Origin of the sequence: Rhodococcus maanshanensis NBRC 100610 (assembly GCF_001894865.1) — a bacterium.
In the GTDB taxonomy this organism is placed as follows: domain Bacteria; phylum Actinomycetota; class Actinomycetes; order Mycobacteriales; family Mycobacteriaceae; genus Rhodococcus_G; species Rhodococcus_G maanshanensis.
In genome coordinates, this window is the sequence record NZ_BCXA01000029.1 from 93675 (window position 1) to 116372 (window position 22698).

At 70.8% G+C, this 22698-nt stretch carries 18 protein-coding genes; 9 read left to right on the forward strand and 9 right to left on the reverse strand.

Going from position 1 to position 22698, the window contains the following annotated elements:
- The first annotated feature begins 54 nt into the window (after positions 1–54).
- On the forward strand, positions 55–3357 hold the full coding sequence (locus RM1_RS15180; protein WP_092667891.1) for an ATP-dependent helicase: 3303 nt from the start codon (positions 55–57) through the stop codon (positions 3355–3357).
- A complete protein-coding gene (locus RM1_RS15185) occupies positions 3354–6728 on the forward strand; it encodes an ATP-dependent helicase (protein ID WP_072752464.1) in 3375 nt (1124 codons plus the stop codon). Before RM1_RS15180 ends, RM1_RS15185 begins: the two co-directional genes overlap by 4 nt.
- 30 nt (positions 6729–6758) lie before the next feature.
- On the opposite strand, the gene RM1_RS15190 is transcribed toward RM1_RS15185, so the two are convergent.
- Positions 6759–7139, reverse strand: coding sequence for a DoxX family protein (locus tag RM1_RS15190; RefSeq protein WP_072752466.1), 381 nt, complete (start codon positions 7137–7139; stop codon positions 6759–6761).
- Positions 7140–7259: 120 nt separating this feature from the next.
- Here RM1_RS15190 and RM1_RS15195 point away from each other — a divergent pair, with 120 nt between their 5' ends.
- Both RM1_RS15195 and nudC read left to right on the forward strand, forming a co-directional pair.
- Entirely contained in the window at positions 7260–8327 is a 1068-nt protein-coding gene (locus tag RM1_RS15195; protein WP_072752423.1) for a potassium channel family protein, read from the forward strand.
- Between the two features lie 38 nt (positions 8328–8365).
- Positions 8366–9250, forward strand: a complete 885-nt coding sequence (gene nudC, locus RM1_RS15200; RefSeq protein ID WP_072752425.1) for an NAD(+) diphosphatase — start codon at positions 8366–8368, stop codon at positions 9248–9250.
- Positions 9251–9257: 7 nt separating this feature from the next.
- Here the strand turns inward: nudC and RM1_RS15205 are convergent, their stop codons facing one another.
- Positions 9258–9515: a mycoredoxin gene (locus tag RM1_RS15205; protein ID WP_072752427.1), complete on the reverse strand. Its 258-nt coding sequence runs from the start codon at positions 9513–9515 to the stop codon at positions 9258–9260.
- A gap of 88 nt (positions 9516–9603) precedes the next feature.
- Between RM1_RS15205 and RM1_RS15210 the strand changes: the two genes are divergently transcribed.
- Positions 9604–11748 (forward strand): ATP-dependent DNA helicase UvrD2, encoded by a 2145-nt coding sequence (locus tag RM1_RS15210; RefSeq protein WP_072752428.1) that lies wholly within the window; start codon positions 9604–9606, stop codon positions 11746–11748.
- Positions 11749–12254: 506 nt separating this feature from the next.
- Positions 12255–12533, forward strand: coding sequence for a WhiB family transcriptional regulator (locus tag RM1_RS15215; RefSeq protein WP_051636997.1), 279 nt, complete (start codon positions 12255–12257; stop codon positions 12531–12533).
- Positions 12534–12555: 22 nt separating this feature from the next.
- Here the strand turns inward: RM1_RS15215 and RM1_RS15220 are convergent, their stop codons facing one another.
- The 3 genes from RM1_RS15220 to RM1_RS15230 are packed head-to-tail and all read right to left on the reverse strand — an operon-like array spanning position 12556 to position 15231.
- Complete coding sequence (locus RM1_RS15220) at positions 12556–13470, reverse strand: exodeoxyribonuclease III (RefSeq protein ID WP_072752430.1); 915 nt, start codon at positions 13468–13470, stop codon at positions 12556–12558.
- A gap of 32 nt (positions 13471–13502) precedes the next feature.
- Positions 13503–14021 carry a nitroreductase family deazaflavin-dependent oxidoreductase gene (locus RM1_RS15225; protein ID WP_425528716.1) on the reverse strand — a complete coding sequence of 173 codons (519 nt, stop codon included), beginning with the start codon at positions 14019–14021 and terminating at the stop codon, positions 13503–13505.
- 37 nt (positions 14022–14058) lie between these two features.
- Positions 14059–15231 carry an aromatic ring-hydroxylating oxygenase subunit alpha gene (locus RM1_RS15230; RefSeq protein WP_072752470.1) on the reverse strand — a complete coding sequence of 391 codons (1173 nt, stop codon included), beginning with the start codon at positions 15229–15231 and terminating at the stop codon, positions 14059–14061.
- A 174-nt stretch (positions 15232–15405) separates the two neighbouring features.
- Between RM1_RS15230 and RM1_RS15235 the strand changes: the two genes are divergently transcribed.
- Positions 15406–16023 carry a TetR/AcrR family transcriptional regulator gene (locus tag RM1_RS15235; protein ID WP_072752432.1) on the forward strand — a complete coding sequence of 206 codons (618 nt, stop codon included), beginning with the start codon at positions 15406–15408 and terminating at the stop codon, positions 16021–16023.
- A 15-nt stretch (positions 16024–16038) separates the two neighbouring features.
- Here the strand turns inward: RM1_RS15235 and RM1_RS15240 are convergent, their stop codons facing one another.
- The 3 genes from RM1_RS15240 to RM1_RS15250 form a co-directional block, all read right to left on the reverse strand.
- Entirely contained in the window at positions 16039–17379 is a 1341-nt protein-coding gene (locus RM1_RS15240; RefSeq protein WP_072752434.1) for an ABC1 kinase family protein, read from the reverse strand.
- The gene (locus tag RM1_RS15245) at positions 17376–18266 is read right to left on the reverse strand and encodes a hypothetical protein (protein WP_072752435.1); all 891 of its coding nucleotides are present in this window, start codon (positions 18264–18266) and stop codon (positions 17376–17378) included. Before RM1_RS15245 ends, RM1_RS15240 begins: the two co-directional genes overlap by 4 nt.
- Before the next feature lie 98 nt (positions 18267–18364).
- Entirely contained in the window at positions 18365–19738 is a 1374-nt protein-coding gene (locus tag RM1_RS15250; RefSeq protein WP_072752437.1) for a zinc-dependent metalloprotease, read from the reverse strand.
- 90 nt (positions 19739–19828) lie between these two features.
- Here RM1_RS15250 and RM1_RS15255 point away from each other — a divergent pair, with 90 nt between their 5' ends.
- Positions 19829–20851, forward strand: a complete 1023-nt coding sequence (locus RM1_RS15255) for a YlbL family protein (protein WP_072752439.1) — start codon at positions 19829–19831, stop codon at positions 20849–20851.
- A gap of 21 nt (positions 20852–20872) precedes the next feature.
- Here RM1_RS15255 and RM1_RS15260 read toward each other — a convergent pair whose 3' ends face one another.
- A complete protein-coding gene (locus RM1_RS15260; protein ID WP_245816359.1) occupies positions 20873–21490 on the reverse strand; it encodes a PPA1309 family protein in 618 nt (205 codons plus the stop codon).
- An 82-nt stretch (positions 21491–21572) separates the two neighbouring features.
- Here RM1_RS15260 and RM1_RS15265 point away from each other — a divergent pair.
- A partial coding sequence (locus tag RM1_RS15265; protein ID WP_169922327.1) for a UPF0182 family protein occupies positions 21573–22698 on the forward strand: 1126 nt, incomplete at its 3' end.

Sequence of the window (22698 nt, forward strand, 5' to 3'; positions counted from 1 at the left end):
GACGTGGCGGATGCGCGGCGGTGGTTGTCGGCCAGCCGTGATGGAATGCCACCCATGTCGGTCGATCGGGAACAGTCGCGGCGGGCCACCGCCACGCTGGTCCGTCGGTCGACGGAGGCAGGACCGCGCCGGGTGTGGGGTCCCGCGGCGCAGCGGCTGCTCACCGAATCGCAGCCGGGCCGGGGGCGACGGCCATGGCAGGTGCTCGGCGGACCCGGCACGGGCAAGACGTCGCTGTTGGTCGATCTGGCGGTCTCGCGGATAGCTGACGGCGGCTGCGACCCGGAATCCATTCTCGTGCTGACTCACTCACGCCGCGCCGGCACCGTGGTCAGGGAGGCGATCACCGCGGGTCTGCTCGGGTCCGCCGGTCCCGACGCGCTACGGGCCACCCGTGAGCCGCTGGTCAGGACCGTGCACTCGTACGCGTTCGCGGTGCTCCGCCTGCAGGCCGCCGTTCATTCCAACCCGCCGCCGCGGCTGATCACCGGGGCCGAGCAGGACGCGGTGCTGCGCGAGATGTTGCGCGGTGACGTCGCGGACGGTGCCCACCACTGGCCGGAGCGGCTGCGCCCCGCGCTGTCGATGACCGGCTTCGCTGTCGAGCTGCGAGACCTGATGCTGCGGGCGGGCGAGCGTGGCCTCGGCCCCGAGGACCTCATCGCGCTCGGCCGGACACACTCGCGGCCGGAGTGGGTGGCGGCCGGACGCTTCGCCGCCCACTACGAGCACGTGATGCTGTTGCGCGGTGCCGTCGGGGTGGAGGCCCCCGAGGCCACGGCGCCCGCGCTCGACGCGGCCGAACTCGTCGGCGCGGCGCTGACCGCGTTCGCCACCGACCCGGAGCTGCTGCAGCAGGAGCGTTCCCGGATCCGGTACCTGCTCGTCGACGACGCCCAGCACCTGGACCCGCAGGCCGCCGAGTTGGTCCGGTTGATCGGCGCCGGCACCGATCTGGCGGTCGTGGCGGGCGATCCGGACCAGGCCGTCTTCGGATTCCGGGGGGCCGACCCGCGGTTCCTGATGGACCTCGCCGAGGCAGGCGCGGAGAATCAGCTGATCCTCGACACCGATCATCGCAGCGCGGAACGGATCTCGGCGGTCACGGCGGCGATCGCGGGCCGACTGCCCGGCAGGCCGCCGCATCGGGGTGCCGCGGCAGCGACCGAGGAACCGGGCCGGGCCCAGGTGCAGGTGCTCGGCACCCAGGGCAAGGAGGCCGCGCTGATCGCGGACACCCTGCGCCGCGCACACCTGCACGACGGCGTGCCGTGGTCGCGGATGGCGGTGGTGGTCCGATCGGTTCCGCTGGTGCTCGCCCCGCTGCGCCGCGCCCTGCTGGCCGCGGGTGTCCCCGTCACCACATCGGCCTCCGAACTCCCACTCGCCCGGCAGTATTCGGTCGGCGGCCTGCTGCTGGTGCTGCGCGCGGTCGCGGGCGTCGAGTTCACCGGCGAGGATGCGCTGGCGCTGGTGTCCGGACCGATCGGCGGGTCCGATCCGGTGACGCTGCGGAGGTTGCGCCGCGGCCTGCGCCGGGTGGAGCTCGCCGCAGGCGGTCAGCGTGACTCCGCGGACCTGTTGCGGTCGTTGATCGTCGACGGTGAGGACGAGCACAGGGGGCTGATCGCCAAGCTCAGCGACGGCGAGTCCGCCGCCCTGCGTCGGGTCCTCTCGATCCTCGGTCAGGCCAGGGCCGCCCATCGGAAGGGACGCGGCGTCGAGGGTGTGCTCTGGGCGAGCTGGCAGGCGACCGGCCTGGAGAAGCGATGGGCCGCGGCCTCCCTGCGCGGCGGGCCGATCGGCGCGCAGGCGGACCGCGACCTGGACGCCGTGGTCGCGCTCTTCGACGCCGCCGCGAGCTATGTCGACCGGTTGCCGCGTGCCACCCTCGCCGGGTTCGTGGAATACCTCTCCGAACAACAGATCTCGAGCGACTCGAGGTCAGGCGCGGCGATCCCGGGAGAAGCGGTGACGGTGCTCAGCGCGCACTCCGCGGCCGGCCGGGAATGGGATGTGGTTGCCGTCGCCGGGGTCCAGGAGGGGCTGTGGCCGGGCCTGCGCGCCCGCGGCACGCTGCTGGGAACCGAGGTTCTGGTCGATCTCACCGCTGGCGTCGGCGACGCCTCTCCCGCGAGCGAGTCGCAGCTCTCGCGGACCGCCCCGCTGCTGGCCGAGGAGCGGCGACTGTTCCTGCTCGCCTGCAGTCGGGCCCGTCGGTCCCTCCTGATCACCGCCGTCGAGTCGGCGACGGGGGAATCGGACCTGGTGCCGTCGCGGTTCGTGGACGAGCTCATCGGCCGGGTCGAGGGCGACGACGGGCCCGGTGAGGCAGTGGTGGACCAGCCGGTGCCCGCGGGGCGGGTGCTGTCGCTGCCATCGCTGGTCGCGGAGCTCCGCAGGGCGGTGTGCGACCCGGACCTCGCCGAGCACGATCCGCAGCGGCAGGCCAGGGCGGCTCGGCAACTGGCCCGGCTGGCCAGGGATGGGGTGCGCGGTGCGCATCCGCAGAATTGGTGGGGTGTCGGCGGGATGAGCACCGACGCACCGCTGTGGGAACCGGACGACGGTCCCGTCCCGCTGTCGCCGTCGACGATCGAACAGCTGAGCGCGTGCCCGTTGCGGTGGGCGCTCGAACGCAACGGCGGCACCGACGGCGACAACACCCATGCGGTGACCGGAACCCTTGTGCACACCCTGGTCCAGGCCGTGGCGGGCAAGCTGCCGCCCGACCAGGTACGCCGGGCGCTCGCCACCGCATGGGACGCGGTCGATCTCGGCTCGCAGTGGTACTCCCGACGGGAGATGGACCGCACCGGGCAGATGCTCGACAGCTTCTCCGAGTGGCTGCGGCTCTCGCGCGGCGAGCTGACGGAGGTCGGCGTCGAGGTCGCCGTCGACGGCGTGCTCGAGGCACGGGAGGAGGGCGGACCCGAGGTCCGGCTGCGCGGCCGGATCGACCGACTCGAGCGTGACGCCGAGGGCAGGCCGGTGATCGTGGACGTGAAGACCGCGCGCAACCCGGTCAGCAAGGAGGCCGCGCAGCAGCACGCGCAGCTGGCGACCTATCAGGTGGCGGCACTGGCAGGCGCGATCGAGGGCGAGCCGCCCTCGGAGCCGGGCGGGGCGCGCCTGGTGTTCGTGGCGAAGCCGAACAAGAAGGAGGGCGCCACCCAGCGCCTGCAGGCCCCGCTCGGCGAGGACGGCGAACAGGAGTGGCTCACCGTGGTGCACGACGCGGCCGCGGCCACCAAGGGCCCCGGCTTCCGTGCGCAGCCGAACGACGGGTGCAGGCACTGCCCGGCCAGGTCGAGCTGCCCGGCACAGGAAACCGGACGGCAGGTGACCGAGGGATGAGCCGCGACGTCGTGGCCCGGGTGAGCCCGGCCGACCTGGCGGTCGCGCTCGGCCAGCATCCGCCGACCGCCGAGCAGGCCGCGGTGATCGCGGCACCGCTCGGGCCGACCCTGGTGGTCGCGGGCGCAGGCGCGGGCAAGACCGAGACGATGGCGGCCAGGGTGGTCTGGCTGGTGGCCAACGGCCTTGTCGACCCCGAGCAGGTCCTCGGCCTCACCTTCACCCGCAAGGCCGCCCAGCAGCTCACCACCCGGATCCGGCAACGCCTTGCGCGCCTTGCCGGTTCGGCCCTGTTGCGCAAACTCGATCCGAGCGGGGACCTGCGCGGACGGATCCTCGGCGGCGAGCCGGAGGTGAGCACCTACCACTCGTACGCCGGCAGGTTGCTGTCCGAGCACGGGCTGCTGCTGCCCATCGAACCGTCCGCCGAACTGCTGTCGGAGACCGAACTGTGGCAGCTCGCCCACCGGGTGGTCAGTTCCTGGGACGGCGACCTGGAGACGGACCGCACCCCCACCTCGCTCACCGAGGCGGTGCTCGCACTGTCCGGGCAGCTGGCCGAGCACCTCGTGGAGCCGGAGGACTTGCGCGAGGCGCACACCGAGCTGGACAAGCTGATCCACACGTTGCCCGCGGGCCCGAAGCAGCGCGGGGGACCGAAGAAGGAACTGCTCGACATCCTCGAGACCCAGCACGAGCGGGTCGCCCTGCTGCCGCTGGTGCAGCGGGTCTCCGAGGTGCTCAGGCGGGAGGGCGCGCTCGATTTCGGCAGCCAGATGTCGCTGGCGGCCCGGGTCGCAGCCGAGCATCCCGAGGTGGGGCGCTCGGAGCGGCAGCGTTTCCGGGTGGTGCTGCTCGACGAGTACCAGGACACAGGGCACGCCCAGCGGGTGCTGCTGTCCTCCCTGTTCGGCGGAGGCGAGGACGGTGACCTCGCGCTGACCGCCGTCGGCGACCCGATGCAGTCCATCTACGGCTGGCGGGGCGCGTCGGCGGCCAACCTGCCCCGGTTCGCCACCGACTTCCCGCTGCCGGGAGGCGATCCCGCGCCGCGCCTCGAGCTCCTCACCAGCTGGCGGAACCCGCCGGAGGCGCTGACCCTCGCGAATGCGGCCTCGGAGTCGCTGCGCGAGCGCGGGGTTCCCGTGCAGCAGCTGCGACCGCGACCCGGTGCGGTCGCCGGCGACATCCGCCTCGCGCTCACCGAGGACGTCGAGAGCGAGCGGGACTGGCTCGCGGCCCGGATCGCCGAGGAGTACGCCGCCGCGGCCGTCGCCGGCCAGGCCCCGCCCACCGCGGCCGTCCTGATCCGCCGCAACGCCGACGCCGCGCCGATCGCGGCCGCGCTGCGCCGTCACGGCCTGCCGGTGGAGGTGGTCGGGCTCGGCGGACTGCTGCACACACCCGAGGTGGCGGACGTCATCGCCATGCTGCGGATGGTCGCCGACCCGTTGGCAGGCAGCGCGGCGATGCGGATCCTGACCGGGGCCCGGTGGCAGATCGGGGCCGCGGACCTGGCCGCGCTGTGGCGCCGGGCGCGCGAGCTGGCGATCGGGTCGACACACGGCACCGGGGGAGCGGTGACCGACGCGGCCAGCCTCGACCAGGCGCTCGAGGCCGCGCTTCCCGGTGAGCACGCCGAGCTCGCGGGGCTGGCCGACGCGATCGCGGACCCCGGTGGGCCGCAGCGCTACTCGCCCCTCGGCTACGCCCGGATCGGGGCGTTGGCTGCCGAGCTGGTCTCGTTGCGCGAGCGGATCGGTCAACCGCTCACGGAGCTGGTGGCCGAGGTGGAGCGGGTGCTGGGGGTCGGGATCGAGGCTCAGGCCCGGCTGCGGTTCACAGGCGACGGCGGGGCGGGCCGCGAGCATCTCGACGCCTTCGCGGATGCGGTCGCCGGGTACTCCCGCAATTCCACGGCGACGTTGACCGGGCTGCTGGCCTTCCTGTCGGCCGCCGAGACGATCGAGAAGGGCCTGGCCCCCGGGGAGGTCGAGGTCGCGCCGGATCGGGTGCAGGTCCTGACGGTGCACTCCGCGAAGGGGCTCGAGTGGCAGGTCGTGGCGGTGCCCCATCTGGTGGAGGGCGTCTTCCCGTCGAAGACCGCCTCCGGTAGCTGGCTGGGCGCCGTCGGGGAGTTGCCGCCCGCGCTGCGCGGCGACCGGGCCAGGGTCGGCGATGGCGCGGACGGTGTCCCGGTGCTCGATCTCGAGGACCTGTTCAACCGCAAGGACCTCGAGGACGCCCTCGCCGACCACAAGGCCGCGCTGGGTCGGCGCAGGCTCGACGAGGACAGACGTCTGTTCTATGTGGCGCTGACCCGTACCGAGCGCGCGCTGTACCTGTCCGGCCATCACTGGTCGGAGTCGGGCAGCGCGCCGAGGGGCCCGTCGGAGTTCCTGCTGGAGATGCGTGAATTGGTCGACGGCGCCGACGCGGCGGAATCGATCGGGACCGTGGAGCTGTGGGCGCAGGCGCCCGAGGAGGACGCGGAGAACCCGCTCACCGCCGAGCCGGTGACCGCACAGTGGCCGAGCGATCCGCTCGGGAACAGGCGTGATCCGGTGCAGCGCGGCGCTGAGTTGGTCCTGGCCGAGCTCATCGCGCTCGGTCCCGAGGACGAGGACGAGGACGGTTCCGACGACGAGGCGGACCCGGAGGGCTGGGCCGCCGACGTGGACGTGCTGCTGGCCGAGCGCAGGCAGCGGGCGCTGACCCGCGCAGAGGTCGCGCTGCCCGCGCAGTTGTCGGTCAGTCAATTGGTGGAACTGGCCGCCGCACCGGACGAGCTCGCGGCCAGGCTGCGCCGCCCGCTGCCGTATCCGCCGAATCCGCTGGCGCGCAGGGGAACCGCGTTCCACGCCTGGATCGAGCGCAGGTTCGGCGCCACCCGGCTGCTGGATCTGGACGAGCTGCCGGGCGCCGCGGACACCGGGGCTGTGGGCGACGCGGACCTGGAAGGGTTGCAGGAGGCGTTCCTGCGCTCGGATTGGGCGAACCGCAGCCCGGTCGAGGTGGAGGTCCCGTTCGAGACGTCGATCGCGGGCACGGTGATCAGGGGGCGCATCGACGCGGTCTTCGCCGACCCGGACGGCGGGTGGACCGTGATCGACTGGAAGACCGGTGCCGAGCCGTCGGCTGCCAACGAGCGGGCCGTGGTGATGCAGCTCGCGGCCTATCGGCTGGCGTGGTCGGAGCTGATGTCGGCGCGGTCCGCCGCAAGGGGCGGTCCGCCGGTGCCACTGGGCAAGGTCCGCGCGGCGTTCCACTATGTGCGCACCGGCCGGACCATCGCGCCGACCGAGCTACCCGATGGCGCCGCGCTCGCCCGACTGATCGACTCTGCGGGGGCCAGCGCCCAATCCGGATGAGGCACGTGCGCAAGATCTGTGCGGAACGGGTCAGGCCCCGGCGTCGCCCTTGCGGACCTTCAGGGCGGCGAGGATCAGTGGGATCTGCAGTGGCAGGCGACCGACCGCGATCGCCTTGAGCGGCAGCGGCGTCGAGCTGCGGCCGAGCCAGTCCGCGGCCATCTGCACGTTCGCGGGGAAGACCGCGACGAACAGTGCCGCTGCCAGCCCGCCGCCGAGCCGCCTCGTCCGGGGCACCGCGATGGCCGCTCCGATCGCGAGTTCGGCCGCACCGGAGAGGTGGGTGTAGGTCCGGGCACGGCCGGGCAAAACGCGCGGGACGATGCTGTCGAAGGGTTTGGGGCTGACGAAATGCAGGGTGCCCGTGCCCAACAGGAGGGCGGCGAGTCCGGTGGCCGGGGAGATCTTCATGCCGCCAGCCTGCCCCACCGGAACCGGGTGCGCCAGACGCGCCGCGCGCCGTCGTGCCGGGCCCTTTGCCGGGGCGGGGGTTAGGCTGCCAGCCGATGTCAGCGAACTGGAGAACACGTCATGGCCGGTAAGTTGCGCGCGAGGCTGCGCAATCACGAGGTACTGACCGATCGGCCGGACTACGCGTTGGTCGGGGTGTTGCGTATCCCGGAGGTGGTCCGGAGCCCTTACCAGTTGATCTTCCGTCGCGTGATGATGGCCGTCGCGGTCCTGATGCTCGCGGTCCTGGTGGTCTATCTCGACCGGGACGGCTACCGGGACGTGCAGGAGGACCAAATGTCCTTCCTGGACTGCCTGTACTACGCCACCGTCTCGCTCTCCACGACCGGATACGGCGACATCACGCCGCTCACCCCGAGCGCCCGGCTCATCAACGTCATCGTGATCACGCCATTGCGGGTGTTGTTCCTCATCATTCTCATCAGCACGACCATGGCCGCGCTCACCGAACGATCGCGCCAGGCATTCAAGATCCAGCGTTGGAGGCACACCATGCGCAATCACACCGTCGTCGTCGGGTACGGCACCAAGGGCCGGACCGCGGTCGACGCGATGCTCGGCGACGGCATCGCCCCGTCCGAGATCGTGGTCGTCGACACCGACCAGGCCGTGCTGGAGTCCGCCGCGAGCCTCGGTCTGGTGACCGTCCACGGTTCCGCGACCAAGTCCGACGTACAGCGATTGGCGGGAGTGCAGAACGCGGCATCGATCATCGTGGCCACGAACCGCGACGACACCGCGGTGCTGGTGACGCTCACCGCTCGTGAGGTCGGGCCGAACGCCAAGATCGTCGCCGCCATCCGCGAGACGGACAACGCGCATCTGCTGCGGCAGTCCGGCGCCGACTCGGTGGTCGTCTCCTCCGAGACCGCCGGACGCTTGCTCGGCATCGCCAGGACCACGCCGACCGTCGTCGAGATGATCGAGGATCTGCTCACTCCCGAGGCCGGGTTCGCCATCGCCGAGCGCGAGGTCGAACGCGACGAGATCGGTGGGTCGCCACGTCACCTGTCCGACATCGTGCTCGGGGTGGTGCGCGAGGGCCGCCTGGTCCGGGTCGGCAGCCCCGAGGTCGACGCCGTCGAGGAGAACGACCGCCTGCTCTACATCCGCCGGGTGAGCAACTAGCGGCGACACCTAGGGTTGGGGTCGTGGCCAACTTCGAAATGACCGACGTGCCGTTGCTGTCGCGGTCGGCGCTGGACCGCGCGGAGGAATTGCGCACGGACAGTGAGGCGTTGCGCGCCGGTTGGGCCGACGCGCTGGTGCTCCGGGTCAACCACCGCGGTCAGGCCAGGCTCGACGGTTCCGAGTTGGTTCTCGACCCCGCGACCGAACTCGGGCCCGAACCGGTCTCCGGCGCGGTCTTCCTCGGGCGCCGCGACGGCAGGCATCTGTGGGCGATCCGGGTGGCCGCACTGACCGGCGAGCTCGGCGACCTCAGGTTCATCGGGCAGCAGTTGGCCGATTCGAGTGCCGGTCTGCTGACGACGGCCATCGCGATTCTGAACTGGCACGACAGCGCCGGGTTCAGCTCCATCGACGGGGCCGCGACGATGCCGACGATCTCCGGTTGGTCGCGGCACAGCACCAGCACCGGTCACGAGGAGTTCCCGCGGACCGATCCAGCGGTGATCTGTCTGGTCCACGACGGCGCCGACCGGGTGCTGCTGGCGCGGAACGGGAACTGGCCCGAGCGGCGCTTCTCGGTGCTCGCCGGTTTCGTCGAGGCGGGCGAGTCGCTGGAGGCCTGCGTGGTCAGGGAGATCGCCGAAGAGGTCGGGATCGTGGTCAGCGACGTCCGGTACCTGGGCAGTCAGCCGTGGCCGTTCCCCCGGTCGGTGATGATCGGGTTCTCCGCCGTCGGCGATCCCGACGCCCCGATCACCTTCGCCGACGGCGAGATCGTCGAGGCGCACTGGTTCGGCCGGGACGAGGTCAGGGCCGCCCTCGAGGCGGGGGACTGGAGCGCGGACACGGACGCCCGGCTGCTGTTGCCGGGGTCCGTCTCGATCGCCCGCGGGATGCTCGAGGCGTGGGCCAAGGCCTAGCTAGCCCTCAGAGACCCAGCGCCTGCTTGACCTGGACCAGCGTCGGATTGGTTGCAGTGCTGCCGTCGGCGAACTTCACGGTCGGGACCACGTGGTTGCCGCCGTTCACGCTGCCGACGAAGTCGGCGGACGCGGGATCGTCCTCGATGTCGATCTCGACATAGCTGATGCCGGACTCGTCGAGCTGCTTCTTGAGGCGTCGGCAGTACCCGCACCAGGTGGTGGAGTAGATGGTCAGGTCGGTGGCGGTCTCTGTAGCGGTCACGGCGGATATAACACCACGGCCGTCGGCTCTGTTCCACGCCGGTTTGTGATCCCGACGGCTCGATGCGGCGCTGTCGGTGCGCCCTGCCATGATGGACGCCATGTCAGCGGACGATACGGGCCTGGACCCCCAGCAGTCGGCCGCGGTGCTCGCGCCACGGGGACCGGTGTGCGTGCTGGCCGGCGCGGGTACGGGCAAGACCAGGACGATCACCCGCCGGATCGCGCACCTCGTCGCGGGCGGGCACGTCTCCGCCGGGCAGGTGCTCGCGGTCACGTTCACGGCGCGGGCCGCGGGGGAGATGCGGGGCAGGCTTCGCACCCTGGGCATCGGCGACGGCGCCAACCAGGTGCAGGCCCGCACGTTCCACGCCGCGGCGCTGCGTCAGCTCCGCTACTTCTGGCCGCAGGTCGTCGGCGACACCCAGTGGGACCTGCTCGACCGCAAGTTCGCGATCGTCGCGCAGGCGGCCAACCGGGTCGGCCTGTCCACCAGCACCGAATCCGTCCGCGACCTGGCGGGCGAGATCGAGTGGTCGAAGGCGTCGCTGATCGCGCCCGAGGACTATCCGGCGGCGGCCGCGCGGTCGCGACGGGAACCGCCTGCGGACGCGGCCAAGGTCGCCGACGTCTACGCCGCCTACGAGGCGCTCAAGGTCCGCGACGGCGCCATGCTCCTCGACTTCGACGATCTGCTCCTGCACACCGCCGCCGCGCTGGAGGAGCACTCGACGGTCGCCGAGGAGTTCCGCGACCGGTATCGCTGCTTCGTGGTCGACGAGTACCAGGACGTGACGCCCCTGCAGCAGCGGGTGCTCGACGCCTGGCTGGGTGAGCGCGACGACCTCACCGTCGTCGGCGACGCGAACCAGACCATCTACTCGTTCACCGGGGCCACCCCGCGGTACCTGCTGGACTTCTCCCGGCGGTTCCCCGACGCGGCGGTGGTCCGCCTCGAGCGCGACTATCGCTCGACGCCAGAGGTGGTGTCGCTGGCGAATCAGGTCATCGGCGCCGCGCGCGGCCGGATCGCGGGCACCCGGCTCAAGCTGATCGGGCAGCGCCCGCCGGGCCCGGCGCCCGAGTTCGTCGAGTTCGACGACGAGCCAGCCGAGGCAGCGGGGGTCGCGAAGGCGATCCAGAAGCTCATCGCGGGGGGCACCCCTGCCGCGGAGATCGCGGTGCTCTACCGCATCAACGCGCAGTCCGAGGCGCACGAGCAGGCGCTGACCGAGCTGGACATCCCGTTCCAGGTGCGCGGCGGCGAGGGCTTCTTCACCCGGCCCGAGGTGCGCCAGGCCGTGTCCGCACTGCGGCAGGCCGCGGGTCGCGACGACCTGCCGCAGGAGGCGGGGCGCGGGAGGGAGCTGATCACGCTGGTCCGCGCGATCCTGGTGCCGCTGGGGCTGACGGACTCCGAGCCGGTCGGTGCCCAGGCCCGCGAGCGCTGGGCCTCGCTCGGAGCGCTGGTCTCGCTCACCGAGGACCTGCTGGTGCACGAGCCGGAGCTGGACCTCGACGGTCTGCTCAGGGACCTGGCCGCGCGTGCCGAGGCCCGACACCCACCGACGGTGCAGGGCGTCACGCTCGCCTCGCTGCACGCGGCGAAGGGGCTCGAGTGGGACGCGGTGTTCCTGGTCGGACTCGCGGACGGCACCCTGCCGATCGCCCACGCGCTCGGCGACAGCAAGTCACCGGACGACGAGGCGGCCGTCGAGGAGGAACGCAGGCTGCTCTACGTCGGGGTCACGCGGGCACGCGAGCACCTGCAGCTGTCCTGGGCTCTCGCCCGCAACGAGGGAGGACGAAAGTCCAGGCGCCGTTCTCGATTCCTGCACGGCCTCATCCCCGAGGAGTCGCCCGCCTCCCGGATCGCGGCGCCCGCCGCGACACAGAAGAAGCGACCGCGCTGCCGGGTGTGCGGCAAACCGCTGCTCGGCACCGCCGCGACAATGCTCGGTCGCTGCGAGACCTGCCCGTCGAACCTCGACGCCGCGCTGTTCGACTCGCTCAAGGCGTGGCGGTCCGCGAAGTCGAAGGAGCTGAAGGTGCCCGCCTATGTGGTGTTCAGCGATGCGACGCTCACCGCGATCGCCGAGCAGCAGCCGCAGGACGACCGCGGGCTGGTGGCGATCCCCGGGATCGGCGCGGCGAAGCTCGAGCGGTACGGGGCTGACGTCCTCGCGGTGGTACGGGGCGAGTCCCCGGTCGGCGACCCGGAACTGGCACCGTGACAGCCGGACGCGGGAAACCGCAGGTCAAAAATAGGTTGTGCGGTTTGTAGGAGACCGCATACCCTGGTTTCCGACGCAGCGAGCCCCGGCTTGCCGTCGCGACAAGCCCGCAGGTGCCTCGGCGCCGGCGGGACCGCACGAACGAAAGGGGAGGTGAACGACAGATGATCGATTGGAACCGCAGCGCGAACGCGTACGCGGCGACCGCTCGTGTCGCAGGCGCCGTTCACCTGCCCGCAGCTACGTGGGCGGTGGCGCCGAAGCGCGTCGTCCGCCATCGCGCACACGCAGCAGCCCTCTCGTCCGTGCCCCGGAGTAGAAGCCGAACCACCATTCGGTAGGGACTCCTTCCTCTCGGCCACGGACGCACCAGCGGACCGTGGCCTTTGTTTTTGAGCTCGTTGCTCCAAAGCCCGGTTTTCGGTTCGCACCACGACCTGAATCCATCGCAGAGCTTTAAGGAGAACGACGTGTCTACCGCGACATGCCGAGACGATTTCCGGACCGTGACCGCCATCAGCGAGCCGACCGTGATCGCACCCGCGCGACGCGAACTGCCGTGCCGAGCCGACAATCCCGATCTCTGGTTCGGTGAGACCCCAGCAGAGCTCGAGCAGGCGAAGACGCTCTGTGCTCAGTGCCCGATCCGCGCCCGCTGCCTCAGCGCTGCGCTGGACCGCGCCGAACCGTGGGGCGTGTGGGGTGGCGAGATCCTCGATCAGGGCGTCGTCATCGCGCGCAAGCGTCCCCGTGGTCGCCCGAGGAAGGTGGCCGTGTGCGCGTGACCGGGTGGACCGGGCGGCCGGCTCAGAGCTCGTAGTCGACGACGACCGGGGCGTGATCGCTCATCCGCTTGTCCGCGGCGGGTTCGCGGTCGGTCCCCGCGGAGACGGCCGCCCGGGCGAGCCCGGGTGTCGCGAGGTGGTAGTCGATGCGCCAGCCGACGTCGTTGGCGAACGACTGCCCAAGCCACGACCACCACGAGTACGGCCCGTCGGTGTCCGGATTCCGGCTGCGGACGACGTCGACCAGGGTGCGGGGGGACAGGATCGAGCCGAACCACTCGCGCTCCTTGGGGAGGTAGCCCTCGACCTGGTTGCTGCGCCGCCAGTTCCGCACGTCGTGGCGGGTGTGCGCGATGTTGAGGTCGCCCATGAGCAGCAGGTCCCTGCCGCGCGCCCCGGCGTCGCGGCGGGAACGCGTCAACTGGCGTGCGAACCCGTCCAGGAAGCGCATCTTGCGCTCGTAGCGGGCGCCGCCGTCCGGCGCCTCCCGCATCCGCCCCGGCTTCTGGAGATGGGCGGGGAGGCCGCCCTTGGGCAGGTAGAGCGACGCGACGGTGATCGGTGCGTCGGCGAGGTCGACCTCGACGTACCGACCATGGGCGGCGAACTCGCGGAGCCCGCGGGCCAGCGGCACCGGATCGAGTTCGGCTGTGTCGGTGTGGACTTCACCGGGACCCCGAACCAGGGCGGTGCCGCTCCACGTCCGGATCGCGTCGGGGGCGTGCCTGGTCAGGATCGCGACGCCGTTGCGGCCGGCGTGCACGCCCTCGTCGTAGGCGAGGTGATAACCGCCGAACACCCCGGGGGGAATCGCGGCTGCCCGGGCCCGCACCTCCTGCAGCGCCACCACATCCGGGTCGCGCTCGCGCAGCCACTGCTCGAATCCCCGCCGCCTGGCCGCCCGGATGCCGTTGATGTTGAAGGTCGCGATCCGCACGGTCGACCAGTGTAGGCAGTCGAGCTACGCCGTCACCCGGGTGACCCGATCGGGCTGCGTGGCCGCAGGAGGACCACCGGAATCTCCCGCTCGGCCCACGACTGGTAAGTGTCGAAGTCGGCGTAGGCGTCGACCAGCAACGGCCAGAGCCGGTCCCGCTGACGGGAGTCGGCCGTGGCCGCGGTGACGTCGCGGCACTGCCTGCCTACCTGGATGCGTGTGTGTGGGTTTGCGCACAGGTTGCGGTACCACTGCGGATGCTTCGGCAGCCCACCCTGCGACGCGACCACGACGACGTCCGATCCGTCCTCGATGTAGAGCAACGGAGTGGTGTACACGGTGCCGGACTTACGGCCGCGGTGCTCGAGCAGCAGGGTCGGGACCGGCTTGCGGAAACCGGCGCCGATGCGCCACTTTCCCCCGATGCGGCCCCCGGTACGGCGGTAGAGCCAGACCTGGCACCTGCCGACGAACTTGAAGATCCTTGGCAGAAGAGGGGAATCGAGCTGGCGCGGCCGGGGTGGGATCGCGCGGGTCGTGCGTTCGGTCACGGGTGTTGGCTCCTTCGTCTCTCGCGTACCGTCGAGCTCAGCCGAGGGCCACGCCGAGTTCGGTGGCGAAGGTCCTGATCATGTGCTGGACGCCGATCTCGTTGCGGCCGATGATCATGTGGTCGTGCTGGCCGCGCCGCACACCCTCGCCGCACTGGGGCAACATCGCGAAGTCCTCGTCGCGGACCGCGCCGTGCACCTGCGCGAAGACGGTGTCGTACAGGTCGCGCTGTTCGTCGGTGGTCGCGGGGATACGGGCCATCCAGCTGTGGCGAAGCGTGCAGCGCGTCGGGGATCCGGCGGGGAGCATGTCGAGGACCTCGACGCCGACCGGGCTGTTCGCGAGGATGAGGTTGGGATAGATCCAGTAGATCACCCCCATGTTCGCCGATGGGTCCCACGTTCCCTTGGCATCGGTGTCCAGGTCGGTGATCCAGTTGAACGGGAAGCCCATGCGGTGGTGCCTGCCGAACGCATCGTGAATCGAGGTGTTCGCGACCGTGTTCTGGCCGATCACGCTCTCGGAGTGGACGAAAGGGAAGTGGTAGCTCTCGGCGAAGGCCTCGAGCGCACCCTTCCAGCTCACGTCCGACTCGAACTCACGCTCGTCGTGGTACCCGTAGGACGCGTAGTCGAACTGGGCGAGCTCCGCGCCCATGGGGCCGAGATGGGTGTCCACGTCGATGGATTCGTCCGCGGTCAGCACCGCCCAGATGAATCCGTGCTTCTCCTCGCTCGGCAGTTCCACCAGTCCGTAGTCGCCGCGCTCCATGCCGGCGAAGCCCGCCTTGCCCGGTACGCCGACCAGATTCCCGGTGTTCTTGTACGTCCACGCGTGATAGGGGCAGGTGAAACGGGTTGCATTGCCGGAGCCGCAGGCGGGCATCGCGCCGCGATGCCTGCAGTAGTTGAGGAAGACGTGCGCGGTTCCGCCGCTGTCGCGGGTGACCAGTAGCGAGTCGCCGAGCACGCTGCGCACGACATAGTCGTTCGGTCGTCCCACCTGGGCACTGGGCACGATCGCCAGCGGGGTGCGCCGCAGGATCTGTGCCTCCTCGACCTCGGTGATCTTCGGGTCTCGGTAGTAGTGCAACGGCACGCGCAGCGTTGATTCGGCCATGTCGGTCGTGCCGCCCTGCACATGTCGGAGTGCGCGCCGGGTGAGGTCGTCCGTCAAACCGGTGTGACGGGTGTCGGGCTGTGTGGTCATCGTCTGGTCCTTCCCGCGCCCCCGGGTCGGGCCGCCGATGCGGAGACCATACAACAGGCATCATTTGTACGGTCAGGCTTTCCGGGATCCGAACCCTGTCGACGACCACTCCCTGTGTCGGCGCGGGTAGGGTTCGACCGACAACTGCCTGGCCACAGGAGGGATGACGGGTCGATGCGCACACACGGTTGGTCGGGCGCGACACCCGCCGACGACGACGAGGCGATTGCCCGCATCCTCGAAGCGGCCCGCCGCGCCGTTGACCGGTCCGGCGGCGACATCAGCATCACGGCGGTCGCCCGGGATCTCGGTGTCACCCGACAGACCGTCTACCGGTACTTCCCGACCGTCGAGGCACTGCTCGGTGCCACCGCGATCGCCCAGGTCGACCCGTTCCTGGATCTACTCGCCGCGCATCTCGGCGGCATCCGCGACCCCACGGAGGCCGTCGTGGAGGGCATCGCCTACACCCTTGAGCAGATCCCCGAGGAGAAGTACCTGAGCATGGTGCTCGCGCCAGGGCGGGCCAGCGCCTTCTCGGCCGGCGTCACCTCCGACACCGCGCTGGCGTTCGGCCGGTCGATCCTCGAACGGTTCGGTGTCGACTGGGTCGAGGCGGGTCTGGCGGGCGCGAACCTCGACGAACTGGTCGAACACATGCTCCGCATCGTGCAGTCGTTCGTCATCGATCCAGGGCGCCCGCGCCGCAGCGGCGCCGAGCTGAGGAGCTACCTACGGAAATGGGTCGCACCGGCGGTGGATCGAATGCGGTCGCCTGCCGGTGCGCACTGACCGGGGACGGGTCCGCTACTCGGCCTGCCGCACGTCCTCGGTGAAGCCGGGCAGCCACTTCGTGAGGATCTCCATGTAGGGCGCGTAGGCGTCGAGCTGGGCGCAGATGCCGACCGAGCCGAGCAGCACCCGGAAGATCATCACGTACTCGGCTGGCATGTTCAGGGCCCGCGCGGTCCGGAACTGCGCGGAGGAGAAGTCCGTCGCGGTCCCGGCCGCCTTCTGCAGCCACGTCCTGGTGAAGTGGAAGGACTCGGTGTGGATGGGGTCGGTGAACGGACGGAGGTAGTCGGCGATCTCCTGATCGGTGACGTTGCGGCCGGGCAGCACGAATCCGTTGGTGCGCAGCAGTTCCGTCAGCTCGTCGAAGCGTTCCTCGAGTGCGAGCCGAACCATCCTGCCGAGCACAGGCGGCAGCCCGCCCGGCATCGGCGCGCATGCGCCGTAGTCGATGACCCCGAGCCTGCCGTCCTCGAGCATCATGAAATTGCCGGGGTGTGGATCGCTGTGCAGCAGTCCGACCCGGGCGGGCGAGGCGAAGTGGAACTCGGCGAGCAGGGCACCCGCGCTGTTGCGCTGTTCGGCGGTACCGCTGGCGATGATCGTCGACAGCGGTGTCGCCGACATCCATTCGGTGATCACCACTTTCGGCGAACTCGCGACCACCTTCGGGATCGCGAACCTGGGGTCGCCCGCGAACTCGGCGGCGAAGGCTCGTTGGTTGTTCGCCTCGATGCGGTAATCCAGCTCGTCCTCGGTGCGGGCGGTGAGCTCCTCGAGGACGGGCTTGACGTCGGCACCGGGGATCACCGAGCTGAACATCCCGGCGAAGCGCGAGAGCGTCCGCAGGTCCGCTCGCAGGGCCTCGTCCGCGCCCGGGTACTGCACCTTCACCGCGACCTCGCGGCCGTCGGACCACACCGCGCGGTGCACCTGCCCGATGCTGGCCGAGGCCGTCGGGGTGTCGTCGAAGGACGCGAACCGATCGCGCCACTTGCTGCCGAGCTGCTCGCCCAGCACCCGGTGCACCTTCTTGGCTGGCAACGGTGGCGCCTCCGCCTGCAGCTTCGTCAACGCCTCCCGGTAGGGCTCCGCGAACTCCTCGGGGACGGCGGCCTCCATCACGCTCAGTGCCTGTCCGAGCTTCATCGCGCCGCCCTTGAGTTCACCGAGCACGGTGAACAATTGCTCGGCCGCCTGTTGGGTCAGCTTGGCGTCGATCTCCTCGCGGTCGCCGCCGACGAGCTTGCGGCCGAACCCGACCGCCGCGCGTCCCGCGATCCCGAGCGGAATGCTCGCCAGTTTGGCGGTGCGGGCGGAACTGCTGCGGGGGATGTCTGACACGCCCACCATCATGGCTGACGATCCGCCGGTTCGCCCACAAGTCCGGCGCGGCGGCGGCATCCACAGCGCGGATGGGGCGGCCACGTCCGCCTGACCAGTCGATACGTTGTCAGGTTCAGTTCCAGGGTGGTGTCGAGACAGGCGGGTGAGCGCGCGGGCTGGGCGGCGATCAGCACGTTCAGCTCCGCGAGCGCGAGTGCCGTGGTGGCCAGGATCGCCGCCGGGTCCGCGTGCCCGACCGCGCCGAGCAACTGTGCGGCCAGGTGGGGCCACTCGTGGTCACGAGAGGTCCTGGTGAGGTCGGCGCAGCGCAGGCAGCTCGTGTGGCCGGGCAGCACCAGCGGCCCGACGACGCCTGCCCCGTCGCGGAGCCGGACCTGCAGGTGTGGCATCCGCGCCCCGACGAGCTCGGCCACGAATCCCGGATCGGGAACCAGCTCGTCGGCAAGGACCACGAGGGCCGATCGGTCGATGCGCGGGACTCCGCCGCCACCGAACGGTACGGACCGGGTCAGCCGCACCCTGCCGTCGGCGAGGGCGCGTGCGATGCCGTCGGAGAGCGGCCCGCGGCCGTGCACGTGCACGGCCGCGACGCAGCGGGGTGCCTGCGTCGCGGGCATCAAGAGCGCGGCTGCGGCCAACTCGGCCAGCAGGGCCGCGATTTCGGCCGTCGACAGTCCGATTTCCTGTGCGCGGCAGAGGATCTCGTCGCGACTGTGCTGACCGTCGAGCAGCCGCAGCAGCGCGGCAACCGCGTGCGGGGCGACCCCGGCCGGCACCGTGAGGAGCAGGGCGCGCTCGGGGTCCCAGCCCAGTTGGACGCTGCCGCTGGGCCGAACCAGGATCGGGATCCGCGGATCGAGCCGCGGGCCCGCGCTCAGTGCCGAGGCCGGTGTCATGTCCCGACCCTTGCAGGCGCGGCGACCCGGACGAGCTCGGCGCACCCGGTTATCCACAGGGCCGCGTGGCCGCCGGCCTGGGGTTTCGGTCCGGCCGGCTACTCCGTCGTCCGCCCGGGGCCCCCGCCCTCCTCGCGCTCGCGGGCCTCGGTGGCCTCGAGCTGAGCGATCGGGTCGTCGAAGGCGCTCGTGCCGCCGCCGACCACGCGGTCGACGAATCCGGCGGGGCTGTCCAGGTCCGAGGAGTCCGGCAGCAGATCGGGATGCGCCCACACCGCGTCGCGGCCGTCGATCCCGGCGCTCTCGGTGAGCAGATGCCACAGCCGGGACGCCTCGCGGACCTTGCGGGGCCGCAGTTCCAGGCCGACGAGGGTGGCGAAGGTCTGCTCGGCGGGCCCGCCGGTGGCGCGGCGACGCCGGAGCGTCTCGGAGAGTGCGGCCACCCCTGGCAGTCGGTCGCCGAGCGCCTCGGACACCACGGTCTCCACCCAGCCCTCGATGAGCGCGAGCATGGTCTCGAGGCGTTCGAGGGCCTGCTTCTGCTCGGGCGTCGTCTGCGGTTCGAAGGCGCCCTGCTGGAGGATCTCCTCGATCTTCGACGGATCGGTCAGCGCGCTCGGGTCGATGCCCTGGGCGGCCTCCTCGATCGCGGAGAAGTCCATCCTGATCCCGCGTGCGTACTCCTCGACGGTGGCGAGCAGGCGCTGCCGGAGCCAGGGCACGTGGACGTACAGGCGGTGGTGAGCGGCCTCGCGCGCGGCGAGGAACACCAGGATCTCGCGATCGGGCTGCTCGAGTCCCTCGCTGAACTTCTCGATCGCCGTCGGCAGCAGCGCCGCGACCCCACTGGGTCCGAGCGGGAGTCCGACGTCGGTGGAGGTCAGCACCTCCGAGGAGAGCTGACCGAGCGCCTGACCCAGCTGCGAGCCGAAGGCCAACCCGCCCATCTGTCCGAGCATGCCCATCATCGGGCCCGCCATCTGCTTGGCCTCCTCAGGGAGACCGGACACCCACATGCCCGAGATCTGTTCGGCCACCGGGTCGCACAGGCGCTTCCAGGTGTCGAGGGTGTTCTCGAGCCAGTCGGCCGCCGTCCAGGCGACCGCCTTGGATGCGCCCGCGGGCAGGGTGGTGGCGCCGTCCAGCCACACCTCCGCGAGGTGGGCGGCGTCGGCGACCGCGGTTCCGGTGCCGGTCGAGATCGGGGCGACGGAGCCGAGCTGCTGGAGGGCGAGCTTCTTGGCGAGGTCGTAGTTGACGGGGCCGCCACCGCCGGTGCCCATCGCGCTGCCCATGCCGCTGAGCATCTGCCCGAACTGCGTGAGCATCTGGCCGAGCTGCGTGGGGTCGAAGCCCTCGGGGGAGAAGCCGAACGGGATCCCGCCCGGACCGGGCGAACCCTCGCTGTCCCGACTCTTGTCTCGGTCGGGATCGTCGTCGGAGTTCGAGAAACCAAACGGCGGATTGCTCATGGCTCAACGGTACAAGGCATCGTGGGGGTTGGTGGCGGCGGAGATGACGCTCACGGCGAACACGCCGGGCCGCCCTCTACGCTGGGCCGGGTGAATCGACGGATGGTGACCCTGGCCGCTGCGCTGGTGCCGGTGGTGGCGCTCTTCACTCTCGGGACCGCGGTGACCGTGCCGTTCGTGGCCCTCGGACCGGGGCCAACGTTCAACACCCTCGGGGAGGCCGACGGCAAGCCCGTGGTCGAGATCGAGGGGACCGAGATCGATCCGACGTCGGGCAACCTCAACATGACCACCGTCTCGGTCCGTGACGGACTCAACATCTTCGAGGCCTTCGGGAACTGGATCAGCGGGCGCTATGGACTGGTGCCGCGCGCCGAGGTGTACCCGCCGGACAAGAGCAAGGACGAGGTCAAGCAGGAGAACGAGGCCGACTTCGCGCAGTCGGAGGACTCCGCGGAACTGGCCGCGCTGCACTATCTGGACCTGCCCGTCGCGCTGGAGGTGGTCGACGTCGCGAAGGACGGACCTGCCAAGGACGCGCTGCGGCCGGGCGACCAGCTGCTCGCGATCAACGGCGCGCAGGTGCAGACCGTCGGTGAGGTGCAGCGGGCGGTCGCCGAGCTCGACCCGGGCAGCGAGGTCAGCGTGCTGCTGCGGCGGGACGGCCAGGAGATGACCGTGCCGGTCACGCTCGGCGAGCGGCCGGGAGCCACGGACCACGGCTACCTGGGGATCACCCCGCAGGAGAAGCCCGAGGTGCCGTTCACGGTGGAGTTCAACCTGGCCGAGGTGGGCGGCCCCTCGGCGGGATTGATGTTCACCCTTGCGGTGATCGACAAGCTCTCGTCAGGCGAGCTGAGCGGTGGCGGGTTCGTGGCCGGTACCGGGACCATCGACTCGGACGGCGAGGTCGGCCCGATCGGCGGCATCCCGTACAAGCTGCTCGCCGCCCGCGAGGCAGGGGCGACCACCTTCCTGGTGCCGTCGAAGAACTGCGACGAGGCGAGGCAGCGTGTGCCCGAGGGCCTGCGCCTGGTGAAGGTGGACAACCTCGACGGTGCGGTGTCCGCGCTCGAATCGCTGAACACCGGCGGCGACGCGCCCGCCTGCTAGCGCCGGGTCCGGCCCCGCGGGTCAGTCGTCGGGCGCGTCGAACGTCGCGTACAGCGCGTTCACCAGGTTCGGCGCGAGGTCCTCGTAGGTGAGCAGCTCGGGTTCGGCGTCGAGGTCGTCGTCCTCCGGCTTGAGCTGGAGCACGCAGACGGACGGACCGTCCCGCAGCACCGCGGCGATCAGCCGGGCGTCGCGGCGTTCGGGATGCGCGTTCGCGGTGGCGCGGGCGATCTCGTCGGCGGCGTGCTCGTCTGTCACCACCGGCGCCACCGCGCTGTCGAGGTCGGACTCGGCCGTTGGCGGCAGTACCACGATCTCCTGCACCAGGACGCACCCGACGACCTCGGCTGGCCAGCTGGTGGTGGACAGGAACTCGTCGAGCGCGGGGGTGCCGCCACCGATGTCCTCGGGGAACGGTTCCTGCTCCACCGGCGTCAGCTCGGCGCCGTCCTCGAGCTGATCGATGAGGTCGGGCTCCGCGGCGGCCAGGACCGCGGTGGGAACGAGGGCGAACATCGTCGGCGGTTGACCCCATCCGCCCGCATCGACGAAGTCCGACACCTCGCGCACACACCGGGGGAGTGCGTCGACGGAGAAATCGGCCGGGTGGCCGTAGTACACGCCATTGCTATCGCTCACGGTCCCATCCTCCCACCCACACGTAGAGTGGTCACAACCACCGCGGCGCCTGTGCGCCGCCCGAATCACTGGAGAGTGGCACGTGGGCATGCGGCCCCCCACCGGCTTACCGTCGTTGTCCCGTCGAAGTCGAGTGCTGCTGATACTGGCACTCGTAGCCGCGGCACTGCTGCTGATCGGTCCCCGGCTGATCGACACCTACACCAATTGGTTGTGGTTCGGCGAGGTCGGCTTCCGGACCGTCTTCACGACGGTGCTCGTCACCCGGCTCCTTCTGTTCCTTGCCGTGGCGTTGCTCGTCGGCGGGGCGGTGTTCCTGGCGTTGCTGCTGGCCTACCGCTCCCGGCCGGTGTTCGTCCCCGTCGCGGGGCCCAACGACCCGATCGCCCGGTACCGGACCACGGTGATGGGACGGCTGAAGGCGTTCGGCATCGGCATCCCGGTCGCGATGGGTCTGCTCGCCGGACTGGTCGCGCAGTCGAACTGGGTGACGGTGCAGCTGTTCCTCAACGGTGAGTCCTTCGGGATCAAGGACCCGCAGTTCGGCCTCGACATCGGCTTCTACTCCTTTGATCTGCCGTTCTACCGGCTCGTGCTGAACTGGCTGTTCGTCGCCGTCATCATCGCCTTCTTCGCGAACCTGGTGACGCACTACGTCTTCGGCGGGCTCCGGCTGAGCGGCAGGGACGGTGCGCTGACCAAGGCGGCGACCGTCCAGCTCGCGTTGCTGGCGGGCACCTTCGTGCTGCTCAAGGCCGTCGCCTACTGGCTGGACCGGTACTCGCTGCTCTCGAGCAGCCGCAAGGAGCCCACCTTCACTGGCGCCGGCTTCACCGACACCAACGCGGTGCTGCCCGCCAAGCTGATCCTGATGGCCATCGCGGTGATCTGTGCCCTTGCCTTCTTCGCCGCGATCTTCCTGCGCGACATCCGGATCCCCGCGATGGCCACCGCGCTGCTGGTGCTCTCCTCGATCCTGATCGGCGCCGTGTACCCGTTGGTGGTCGAGCAGTTCTCGGTCAAGCCGAACGCCGCGCAGAAGGAGAGCCCGTATATCGAGCGAAACATCCAGGCGACAAGACAGGCATACGGGATCACCGACGAAAACGTCGAGTACGTCGACTACACGGGCGTCGCGACGAAGCAGCCGCAGGACGTGCCCGCGGACGTGACGACGATCGCGAACACGCGGCTGCTGGACCCGAACA

Excerpts from the sequence above, each read along its gene's own strand:
- RM1_RS15180 (WP_092667891.1), top strand. The coding sequence starts at position 55 with ATGTCGGTCGATCGGGAACAGTCGCGGCGGGCCACCGCCACGCTGGTC.
- RM1_RS15185 (WP_072752464.1), top strand. The coding sequence starts at position 3,354 with ATGAGCCGCGACGTCGTGGCCCGGGTGAGCCCGGCCGACCTGGCGGTC.
- RM1_RS15190 (WP_072752466.1), bottom strand. The coding sequence starts at position 7,139 with ATGAAGATCTCCCCGGCCACCGGACTCGCCGCCCTCCTGTTGGGCACG.
- RM1_RS15195 (WP_072752423.1), top strand. The coding sequence starts at position 7,260 with ATGGCCGGTAAGTTGCGCGCGAGGCTGCGCAATCACGAGGTACTGACC.
- nudC (WP_072752425.1), top strand. The coding sequence starts at position 8,366 with ATGACCGACGTGCCGTTGCTGTCGCGGTCGGCGCTGGACCGCGCGGAG.
- RM1_RS15210 (WP_072752428.1), top strand. The coding sequence starts at position 9,604 with ATGATGGACGCCATGTCAGCGGACGATACGGGCCTGGACCCCCAGCAG.
- RM1_RS15230 (WP_072752470.1), bottom strand. The coding sequence starts at position 15,231 with ATGACCACACAGCCCGACACCCGTCACACCGGTTTGACGGACGACCTC.
- RM1_RS15235 (WP_072752432.1), top strand. The coding sequence starts at position 15,406 with ATGCGCACACACGGTTGGTCGGGCGCGACACCCGCCGACGACGACGAG.
- RM1_RS15240 (WP_072752434.1), bottom strand. The coding sequence starts at position 17,379 with ATGATGGTGGGCGTGTCAGACATCCCCCGCAGCAGTTCCGCCCGCACC.
- RM1_RS15245 (WP_072752435.1), bottom strand. The coding sequence starts at position 18,266 with ATGACACCGGCCTCGGCACTGAGCGCGGGCCCGCGGCTCGATCCGCGG.
- RM1_RS15250 (WP_072752437.1), bottom strand. The coding sequence starts at position 19,738 with ATGAGCAATCCGCCGTTTGGTTTCTCGAACTCCGACGACGATCCCGAC.